Origin of the sequence: Oceanicaulis sp. UBA6590, assembly GCF_002433705.1 — a bacterium.
Classification (GTDB): domain Bacteria; phylum Pseudomonadota; class Alphaproteobacteria; order Caulobacterales; family Maricaulaceae; genus Oceanicaulis.
The window spans coordinates 3,253-12,241 of the sequence record NZ_DJIQ01000001.1 but is presented as its reverse complement, the minus strand read 5'-3'; the positions used below and the strand labels follow the sequence as shown (position 1 = coordinate 12,241).

Genomic DNA, 8,989 nt, shown 5'->3' with positions numbered 1-8,989 from the left:
TGCCCGACAAGGCGATCGACCTGATCGACCAGGCCGCGGCGCGGGTGAAGATCTCGGCCACTGCGCGGCCCGTGGACGTGCAGGAACTCGAAGCCGAGGTCGCGCAGATCAAGCGCGAACAGGACTATGCCGCAGCCCGCAAGCAATTCGACCGAGCAGCAGAACTGAAGAAGGAGCTGGAGCAGAAGCAGAAGGAGCTGGACGAGCTTCTGGAGATCTGGAAGCGCGATCAGGCTTCGGCGACCGCCGAGGTGCGCGCCGATCACGTCGCGCAGATCGTCTCCAAGATCACCGGCGTTCCGGTCACGGACCTGACCACCGAGGAGAAGGACAAGCTCCTCAAGCTCGAGGAGAAGCTGCACGAGCGCGTCATCGGCCAGGAAGAAGCGATCCGCGCCGTGGCCGATGCGGTGCGCCTGGCGCGAGCGGGTCTGCGCGAAGGTTCCGGTCCGACCGCGACCTTCCTGTTCCTCGGGCCGACCGGGGTTGGCAAGACGGAACTGGCCAAGACGCTCGCGGAGGTGATCTTCGGCGACCAGGATGCGCTGATCCGTATCGACATGTCGGAGTATGGCGAGCGCCACTCGGTTGCCCGGTTGGTTGGCGCACCTCCGGGCTACGTCGGATACGACGAAGGCGGGCAGCTGACGGAGAAGGTGCGCCGTCGGCCCTACTCGGTCGTGCTCCTCGACGAGATCGAAAAGGCGCATCCCGATGTCTACAACATCCTGCTTCAGGTGTTCGACGATGGCCGCCTGACAGATGGCAAGGGCCGCGTGGTGGACTTCACTAACACCATCATCATCGCCACCTCGAACCTCGGTTCGGACATCATCCAGCGCAACCTCACGAAACGCGGCAGCAGGGAGTTCGACGAGGCCAAGCAGAAATCCGAACTGATGGAGGTGTTGCGCGGTCATTTCCGGCCAGAGTTCATCAACCGGATCGACGAGATCATCGTCTTTCATTCGCTGAATCAGTCGGAGATCCGCCAGATCGTCGAGTTGCAGCTCAACCGGGTGAAGCGGACCGCCCTTACCCAGGGCGTCGAACTCGAACTCGATGTGAGCGTCGTGGATCACTTCGGCGCGGTCGGCTTCCGCCCCGAATTCGGTGCCCGCGAGCTACGCCGGCTGATCCGGTCGGAGCTGGAGACCGAGTTGGCTCGCGAACTGCTCTCGGGGCGGATCGAGGATGGCGACAAGGTCCGCGTCGCCTGGTCAGCGGACGAACAGAAGGTCGTGTTCGAAAAGATCCCAAGGGACACCGGTGACGACAGCCCGGACGATCCGGCCCAAGCCGGGATCGGCGAGTCCAGCGCAGTTGCCGAAAACAAGGCGGACGCTCCGACGCCCGATGTCCCGGTCGACGCCAAGGATAAGGAGCAGTCCAAGGGCGATAAGTCTACCGGGTGACGTCGTGAAGGACTGGCCGGCGCGATGACGGTCGCGCCGGCTCATTTCGTCGGAGGGTTACAGGAAGGATCCACGGCATGAAAGTCATCAGAGCATTTCGCAATCTTGACCGGCACGGGCAACAGCGCGCGCCTGAGGTCATCGAGGAAGAGGTGCGGCAACTTGAACCTCATCTTGTACGCTTCAGCGAAGATCTCGTCCGGCTCGAAGTCGTCGCCTCCCAGACGAGGGGCAAAACGCGCATCCAGGTCAGCCTGCGCCTGCAACTGCCCTCGGGCGTGATCGCGGCGCAGGAAGAGGGGTTCGAGATCGAGCCTGTCCTGCGCAAGGCCTTTGCCGACCTGCGCCACCAGGTCGATCGGCATGTGGCGCGCCTCAAGCACGAGCCTGAATACAAGCGTCCCGCCCGCCGGCGCCGGATCGGCGCCCCGCTGCCGCCCGCGCGGGATGCGGCGGAGGCGGAGCGGCGCCAACTCTTCTTCGACCTGATCGAGGATCATCTCGATACGGTCTACGACACCGTCAGGCGCGAGTTGACCTATCTCGAATGCAGCGGATCTGTGCCGGAGGGTTACCTCAGCGTTCGCGATCTTGTCGATGCGACGATCCTCAAGGGACTGGAAAGGTTCGAGCAGCGGCCCACCGAGTTTTCCATAGGCGACTGGCTGCTGAAACTGGCTTTCGAGAGCATCGAGGCCGAGGCGCGCGCCGCGCGCCGCGCGGTGCCGGAGGACGCCGCCTCGATCGACGCGAAACCCGAGACTCCGGGCGAGGAACCCACTGAGGCGGATCAGGCGATGTTCGAGTTCTACCAGCCCGACGAAGTGCTGATGCTGGAGGACCTCCTCGCCGACGACGGCGGCACAGACCCCGAGAGCCAAGCGGATCGGCATAAGATCGCCATGGTGCTGCACCGGGCAATCGCCGATCTTCCGTCGGTCGAACGCCGCGTTCTCTATCGGCTCCACCTCGACAGCGCTACGATCGCGGAGACGGCAGACCTTTTCGGCCTGACCGAGGCAGAGGTCGCGGAGATCGCAGAAAATGCGGGCGCGACCCTACGCGCGAGGCTTGCCGAAGCCGGGTTGGTCAGAGATCCATCAGACCGCGCGCCCATCGAACGGGAAATCGCTCACACGCAGCGTCTGCCTCAGCCGATCGAGGATCGCCGCCGCGTGGCCGCCGCCCTAACCGGCGAGGAGGCCGGCTCCGACACCTGACATGGAACTGAATAGGAGATCGACCAATGACCACAGCCTCTGAAAACCCGACCGACAAGATGCAGGACATGCTGTGCAGCCTGTCCCGGAATTGGTGGGCATTCGTGTTACGCGGCGTGCTCGCATTGGTCATCGCAGTGCTAGCCTTCGTCATGCCTGCGGAAGCGCTTCTGGCGCTCACGCTGGTCTTCGGCGCGTTCGCCTTTGCCGACGGCGTGTTCGGCCTCGTCGCCGCGATACGTAACATCCGCAAGGGCGAACGCTGGGGCTGGCTGATGTTCAGCGGCATTCTGGGCATCGCCACGGGCGTCGTCGTGGTTGTCTCGCCTTTTGTCGCGACGCTTGTGCTTGCGACATTCCTCTGGGCCAGCATCGCATTCTGGGCCGTGTTCTCGGGTGCCCTCGAGATCGCGGCAGCGATCCGCCTGCGAAAGGAAATCAACGGCGAAATCTGGCTGATCCTGAGCGGCCTTCTCTCGGTCGTTCTCGGTGTCGTCGTGACCTGGATGCTGCTGACGCGCCCGGTCGAAAGCTTCCTCGCCCTCGGCTGGCTGATCGGCTTCTACGGCGCGGTCTTCGGGGTGATGATGATCCTCCTCGGGCTACGGCTTCGCAAGGCGGATCGTTCGGACGGTGCGGCCTTCGATGACCCTCCCCCATCGGCAAAGGCGTGAGGTGCCCTGTGGTGGATGACGGGCGACTTGCCGGCGAGGAGCACGATTTCACCCGATGGGACGAAACGATCTTCGACCGTTGCCTGAGCACCGGCTTCAATCCGTTCGGCAGCGGTCCGACGCCAATCTTCCTGCGGCACCGGGACGCAAAGGCGCCGGACGCCGATGCAAAGCCGTGCATGCCACCTGACACCGAAAATGCGAGGTGCTGATGTCGAACCGCCTGCCTGACTTGGCATTTGCTGCTGCGGCCGCTGCCTTGGGCATCGGGATCGTTTTCGTTTTTCGTTCGATGTATCTTGCCGAAGACATACTGCCTTTCGCGCAGGAGATGACGCTCATCTTTCTAGGCGCTGTCGTGACGATCATTCTGACCGCGGCGCTTCTCAATCGCCAGACCGATCTCGAGCTTCGCAAGGAAGGAAGGGTCATCATCCTCCAGCAGCAATGCGACATTTACATGGCCTGCATCGAGAAGGTCGCAGAGATCGTGGAAACCGCAAGGCACGATGCCAAGCTGATCGATGAACTGCGTGTTCTCAGCCACAAGCTGGCTGTAGTCGCGAGTGCAGGGGTCGTGTCCAGCTTCGAGCAGGTACTGGAGAGATTGCAGTCCGGTTTTGCTGACGGCACGCTCTCGGACGGGGACGGAGAGGGCGTGATGAATGCCGTCGCCGATCTCACGATAGCGATGCGGTCGGACGTCCTGCACGCTGCTGCCTTTCCTTCGCAGAACACCGAACGCGCCGTTCGCCTGAATTCGAGGCGAATGGAAAAACTCGACGATCTCGAACGTCACCTTCTCGTATCCACCAACACCCGGGAGAACTGATATGCGCGGCCATAATCGCCCACCATTCCCGCCGAAAATTCCCGGAACCGATCTGCCATCCTGGGACGTGCCGACGGCAATCATCTACCGTCCTGCCCGTTCCGCGATGACATCGGCGCCTCGGCCCAACTACTGGGTCCTCGAGTTCGAGCCGTCCCGGCCGCCGCAGATCGAGCCGCTGATGGGATACACGTCCACCGGCGATCCCTATCGTCCGATTCGGCTGAAGTTTCCGGATCGCGACAGCGCCGTGGACTTCGCAGAGCGGCAGGACTGGCATTATGTCGTGCGCGAGGACGCTGGGGGAGCCCGGATGGCCAACCCTTGGGCGGGTGAGACGCGCCACCGGCTGCACAGGGGCGTCGATGCCCCGGGAGCCTTCCGGGTCGCGTTCCGCCCCGATCGCCGCCTCTCAAGAGGCGTTCAGCATGAGAGCACGGCCGACCCGTCTACCAGCGACAGGGAGAGTTTCGATCCGGTCCTCGAAGCCTCGCTCGAATCCTTCCCGGCCTCAGATCCGCCGGCCTGGACGGGCGTGACGATAGCCGGGAAAGAACAATGAACGGAATGGCCAGCGCGAGCGAGGATCTGCGGCTTGTTTCCCTATCTTGACAGCGTCGCGCGCCGCTACTCCCCCGTCATCGTATGGGCGGTCATCGGCATGAACGTCGTCGCGTTTCTCTATCAGACCAGCCTGCCGCCGCGCGTGCTGGACTGGTTCCTGTTCGAGTTCGCGCTGGTGCCCTCGCGCTTCTTCGGACAGCTGAGCCTCGTCGCCCCGTCCGACTGGACCCCATTCCTGACCAATATCTTCCTGCACGGGGGCTGGCTGCACCTCATCTTGAACATGTGGACGCTCTGGATCTTCGGCCCCGCCGTCGAAGATCGGCTCGGACCGGGTCGATTCACACTGTTCTATCTGTTCTGTGGTGTGGCGGCCGGACTGGCTCACGCGCTGGCGAACCCCCACTCAGTCGTTCCCGCGCTTGGCGCATCGGGGGCCATCGCGGGCGTGATCGGTTGCTACGCACGCATGTTTCCGGCGGCTCGGCTGGTGGTGATCGTGCCGATTCTGTTCATTCCGCTGTTCTTCGAAGTGCGCGCGTTCATTTTCGCAATGATCTGGTTCTTCATGCAGGTCGTTCCCGGCTTCCTGTCGCTCGGCAGCGATCCGGCCACCGGCGGGGTCGCCTGGTGGGCGCATATCGGCGGGTTTGTCGCCGGTTGGCTCGTAACGCCACTCCTGCGAAGGCGCGCCGACGCCTATCGCCACTATTATCGCGACGAGGGCATCTATGGGTTTCTGCCGGATGGCCGACGAGAAGGAGGACAAGGTCCATGGACATAATGCAGCTGTTCTGGCTGTTCTTCATCATATCCGCTCTGCAGCCTGTGCTGCAGCGCAGATATCTTGAGGCGATGCGCACACGCAAGATCGCCCAGATCGAGAAGAAGCGCAGCAGTCGCGTCATTCTGCTGATCCATCGGCAGGAGACCATGAACCTGCTGGGCTTCCCCCTGATGCGCTACATCGACGTCAACGACTCCGAAGAAGTCCTGCGCGCGATCCAGATGACCGACGATGAAGTGCCGCTCGACATCGTGCTGCACACACCGGGCGGCCTTGTGCTGGCGGCAACACAGATTGCCCGCGCCATTCAGGGACACAAGGGCAAGGTCACAGTGTTCGTGCCACATTACGCGATGTCCGGTGGCACGCTGATCGCACTCGCTGCCGACGAGATCGTGATGTGCGAACACTCCGTGCTGGGACCCGTCGATCCGCAACTTGGCCAGTTGCCTGCTGCCTCGCTCATCAAGGTCGTCGAGGAGAAACCCATCGCCGAGATCAACGACCAGACCCTGATCATGGCCGATGTCGGTCGCAAGGCCATTGCGCAGATCGAGGCATTCGCGAAACGTCTGCTGTCCGACAAGATGGACGAGAACCGCGCAGCGTCCGTGGCAGCGAAGCTGGCGACGGGCACTTGGACCCACGACTATCCCATCTCTGCCGACGAGGCCCGCGACATGGGCCTGCCCATTGGAACGGACATGCCCAAGGAAATACTGGAGCTGATGACGCTCTATCCGCAGCCGGTTCGGCGCCAGGGCGGTGGCGTGGAATACCTGCCCGAGCCGCGGCAACGAGAGGCGCGCGGCGCCATGTCCACGCGCTGAATGCTTGCATCAGCCGGCCGCCAGGACCGGCTCGTCAACGAAAGGATACAGGATGCCCACGGTCGCTTGCCCGCACTGCAATTCCACCAACAGAGTGCCGCAAGAGCGCCTGACCGATAATCCCAATTGCGGACGCTGCGGCGCGCCCCTCTTTCAAGGCAGGCCCGTCACGCTTACAGCGACTAATTTTGACCGTCATGCGAATGCCGAACTGCCATTGCTGGTCGATTTCTGGGCTGAGTGGTGCGGGCCATGCAAGATGATGGCGCCCCAATTCGAGGCGGCGGCGCAGTCGCTCGAGCCAAATTTCCGCCTTGGTAAGCTCGATACGGAAGCCGAACAGAAAATCGCCAGCCGCCACGGGATCCGCAGCATCCCCACTATGATCCTGTTCAAAAGCGGCAACGAGATCGCGAGGACGAGCGGCGCAATGTCCGCCGTCCAGATTGCGCAGTGGGCACGCTCGCACGTCTAGAGTTTACAGGTATTGGCCTTCCCTGCGCCATGCCATCAGGAGAAGAACATGCATGGCGTGACCGGATTTGTCGAAAGTGCGGCCTTGTTGGTCTTTGCCGCGTTCGTGCTCGTGACGATATGTTCACGGATCAGCGTGCCCAGTATCGTCGGTTACATTCTTGCCGGCATAATCATCGGACCTGCCGGCCTCGGCCTGATTGCTGAGAGCGCTGCCCTGAGCAGCATTGGCGAGATCGGAGTGGTACTCCTGCTGTTCGCTCTTGGCCTGGAATTCTCGTTCGAGAAGCTCGTAACGCTCAGGAAGCATGTCTTCGGTCTTGGAGCCGCGCAGGTTGCAGTCACGACGATAACGGTATCGTTGGTAGCGAGTCTGATCTTCGATCTCGCGCCCGTCCCCGCAATCCTCATCGGCGGGGCCGTTGCCATGTCATCCACGGCCATGTGCCTCAAGGTGCTCGCAAGCGCGAACGCTCTGGGATCGGCCCAAGGACGTCTGTCCATTGCAGTGCTTCTGTTTCAAGACTTGGCAGCTGTCGCATTCCTGCTTCTGCACGATTCGATGAGCGGAGCCGCCGAGGGACATGGCGTGATAACGGTCATCGCCAGTTCTACGGCATTGGTTGCAGCTCTGTTCATTGCCCGTGGCCCCCTGCAGGTGCTTGCCCGTTGGGTCGCGTCGCGTGGCGATCCGGAACTCGCCCAACTCCTCGCGCTCACCATTGCGCTCGGGTCTGCGATCGTCGCGACCTCCGTCGGTCTTTCTCCGGCACTCGCCGCATTCGCGGCCGGCATGATCATCGGCGAGGGTGACGCCCGCCATGCCGTCGAGAACGAGATCCGGCCCTTCCGCGATTTGTTTGTCGGGATTTTCTTCGTCGGCATCGGAACGCAATTGCCACTTTGGATTATCCCGTATGCGTGGCCAGTCGTGCTGAGCTGGCTCGCGATCATATTTGCGGGCAAGACGCTGATCGTTTTGGTCGTCGCCCGACTATTCGGCGAGTCGCTTCAGACCGCATGGAGGACTGGGATCATCCTGGGCCACGGAGGAGAATTCAGCCTGATGCTGCTGTCGGCTTCCGCGGCATCGGGCATTGTAGCCGACGAGTTCGCCGGCCCCCTCCTTGTCGCGACTGGAGCGAGCATGCTGGTCGGTAGTCTTATGGTTAGATGGGCGGGGCTAAGGGTTTAGCAGGGTCAACATCAAGATAACTATGTTTCTCAGATCACTGAGAGCACGCCCGCACCTGATCACGCATGACGCTATAGTCGGAGAGTATTTCGGCTATTGCCGACCTCTCCGGCAACAGATCGAGCTCGTCGGCTGCGCGTGCCTGGAAGTCGCGGCTATACTCGACAACCGGCGGACAGACGGTCGCGACGCGGGAATCAGAAGCGACCGTCGCGCAGGCGGTCAGCGAGATCGTCGTGATCACGAGGACGGCGAGCCGCCGCTTCCAGCATCCGACGTTGGACGTCATTGGCCTTCTCCATGGTTTCAAGGCGTTCGGCGAGGCGTCCCGCTCGCCCCCCGGAGCGCCGAAGCGAAAGCAGGAACAGGAGCACGGCGAACGCGATGGCGCCGTAGCGCAGAGCTACCCGCATGCACGGGCGGGCGGCGAACCCGGTCAGGAGCGCGGTGATCATCGCAGCCCCTTCTTCCAATCGTCGAGCCGAGCGTAGATCGTGACCGCGATGCCGGCGAGCGCCACCGCGATGAACACCCAGCGCAGTGTGTCGAGATACGGCACGAGCGTCAGGATCGCGGTCTGGGTCTCCGCCAGGACGCTCTGAGCCACCTCGACCCCGGCGACACCCAGCGTCGCCACACCGGCTGCGCCGCCGCCCTTCATGGTGCGGCTGTCAGCCAGCACCTCGCGCGCGGGCGGCGTCTCGGCTGCAAATGCCGTCGCCCGGACCGGGAACCGCTCGCCCCACTGGCGCGCGGGCCCGACGTCGACATGGATGAACCCCGAGCGCGGATAGAAGCCGAAGCCGAGGAATCCGACCTCCCGCGCCGCCGCCTCGAAGGCCGCTGGGTCGTGGTTCGCCATGGCGATATCGAAGGCGGCGCCGTCGAGATGCTTCGACCGCGTGGCGCCGCCGACGGCCCGGTTGTGCGCCGGACTGCGGTAGGCCGAACGGACGATGAGCGGCTTGCCAAGCCGGGCGCGGCGGCGCCACCAGCCG

At 63.1% G+C, this 8,989-nt stretch carries 11 protein-coding genes; 9 read left to right on the top strand and 2 right to left on the bottom strand.

What is annotated here, in order from left to right:
• The 9 genes from B2Z70_RS00075 to B2Z70_RS00035 all read left to right on the top strand — a co-directional run.
• On the top strand, window positions 1–1,415 hold a 1,415-nt coding region (locus tag B2Z70_RS00075; RefSeq protein ID WP_292979763.1), incomplete at its 5' end, for an AAA family ATPase.
• 77 nt (window positions 1,416–1,492) lie between these two features.
• Window positions 1,493–2,635, top strand: a complete 1,143-nt coding sequence (locus tag B2Z70_RS00070; RefSeq protein WP_292979761.1) for a sigma-70 family RNA polymerase sigma factor — start codon at window positions 1,493–1,495, stop codon at window positions 2,633–2,635.
• A 26-nt stretch (window positions 2,636–2,661) separates the two neighbouring features.
• Window positions 2,662–3,309, top strand: coding sequence for an HdeD family acid-resistance protein (locus B2Z70_RS00065; protein ID WP_292979759.1), 648 nt, complete (start codon window positions 2,662–2,664; stop codon window positions 3,307–3,309).
• A 211-nt stretch (window positions 3,310–3,520) separates the two neighbouring features.
• A complete protein-coding gene (locus tag B2Z70_RS00060; RefSeq protein ID WP_115672674.1) occupies window positions 3,521–4,141 on the top strand; it encodes a hypothetical protein in 621 nt (206 codons plus the stop codon).
• 1 nt (window position 4,142) lies between these two features.
• Window positions 4,143–4,703 carry an NADH dehydrogenase ubiquinone Fe-S protein 4 gene (locus tag B2Z70_RS00055; protein WP_123194508.1) on the top strand — a complete coding sequence of 187 codons (561 nt, stop codon included), beginning with the start codon at window positions 4,143–4,145 and terminating at the stop codon, window positions 4,701–4,703.
• Window positions 4,704–4,736: 33 nt separating this feature from the next.
• The gene (locus tag B2Z70_RS00050; protein WP_067458157.1) at window positions 4,737–5,489 is read left to right on the top strand and encodes a rhomboid family intramembrane serine protease; all 753 of its coding nucleotides are present in this window, start codon (window positions 4,737–4,739) and stop codon (window positions 5,487–5,489) included.
• Window positions 5,480–6,322 carry an SDH family Clp fold serine proteinase gene (locus B2Z70_RS00045; protein ID WP_292979747.1) on the top strand — a complete coding sequence of 281 codons (843 nt, stop codon included), beginning with the start codon at window positions 5,480–5,482 and terminating at the stop codon, window positions 6,320–6,322. Before B2Z70_RS00050 ends, B2Z70_RS00045 begins: the two co-directional genes overlap by 10 nt.
• A gap of 52 nt (window positions 6,323–6,374) precedes the next feature.
• Window positions 6,375–6,797 (top strand): thioredoxin TrxC, encoded by a 423-nt coding sequence (gene trxC, locus B2Z70_RS00040; protein WP_123194506.1) that lies wholly within the window; start codon window positions 6,375–6,377, stop codon window positions 6,795–6,797.
• Window positions 6,798–6,845: 48 nt separating this feature from the next.
• Entirely contained in the window at window positions 6,846–7,991 is a 1,146-nt protein-coding gene (locus B2Z70_RS00035) for a cation:proton antiporter domain-containing protein (RefSeq protein ID WP_123194505.1), read from the top strand.
• A gap of 197 nt (window positions 7,992–8,188) precedes the next feature.
• Here B2Z70_RS00035 and B2Z70_RS00030 read toward each other — a convergent pair whose 3' ends face one another.
• Both B2Z70_RS00030 and B2Z70_RS00025 read right to left on the bottom strand, forming a co-directional pair.
• Window positions 8,189–8,446 (bottom strand): hypothetical protein, encoded by a 258-nt coding sequence (locus tag B2Z70_RS00030; protein ID WP_123194503.1) that lies wholly within the window; start codon window positions 8,444–8,446, stop codon window positions 8,189–8,191.
• A partial coding sequence (locus B2Z70_RS00025) for a YcbK family protein (RefSeq protein WP_292979717.1) occupies window positions 8,443–8,989 on the bottom strand: 547 nt, incomplete at its 5' end. The genes B2Z70_RS00030 and B2Z70_RS00025, both read right to left, overlap by 4 nt.

Excerpts from the sequence above, each read along its gene's own strand:
- B2Z70_RS00055 (WP_123194508.1), top strand. The coding sequence starts at position 4,143 with ATGCGCGGCCATAATCGCCCACCATTCCCGCCGAAAATTCCCGGAACC.
- B2Z70_RS00045 (WP_292979747.1), top strand. The coding sequence starts at position 5,480 with ATGGACATAATGCAGCTGTTCTGGCTGTTCTTCATCATATCCGCTCTG.
- B2Z70_RS00060 (WP_115672674.1), top strand. The coding sequence starts at position 3,521 with ATGTCGAACCGCCTGCCTGACTTGGCATTTGCTGCTGCGGCCGCTGCC.
- B2Z70_RS00035 (WP_123194505.1), top strand. The coding sequence starts at position 6,846 with ATGCATGGCGTGACCGGATTTGTCGAAAGTGCGGCCTTGTTGGTCTTT.
- trxC (WP_123194506.1), top strand. The coding sequence starts at position 6,375 with ATGCCCACGGTCGCTTGCCCGCACTGCAATTCCACCAACAGAGTGCCG.
- B2Z70_RS00065 (WP_292979759.1), top strand. The coding sequence starts at position 2,662 with ATGACCACAGCCTCTGAAAACCCGACCGACAAGATGCAGGACATGCTG.
- B2Z70_RS00030 (WP_123194503.1), bottom strand. The coding sequence starts at position 8,446 with ATGATCACCGCGCTCCTGACCGGGTTCGCCGCCCGCCCGTGCATGCGG.
- B2Z70_RS00070 (WP_292979761.1), top strand. The coding sequence starts at position 1,493 with ATGAAAGTCATCAGAGCATTTCGCAATCTTGACCGGCACGGGCAACAG.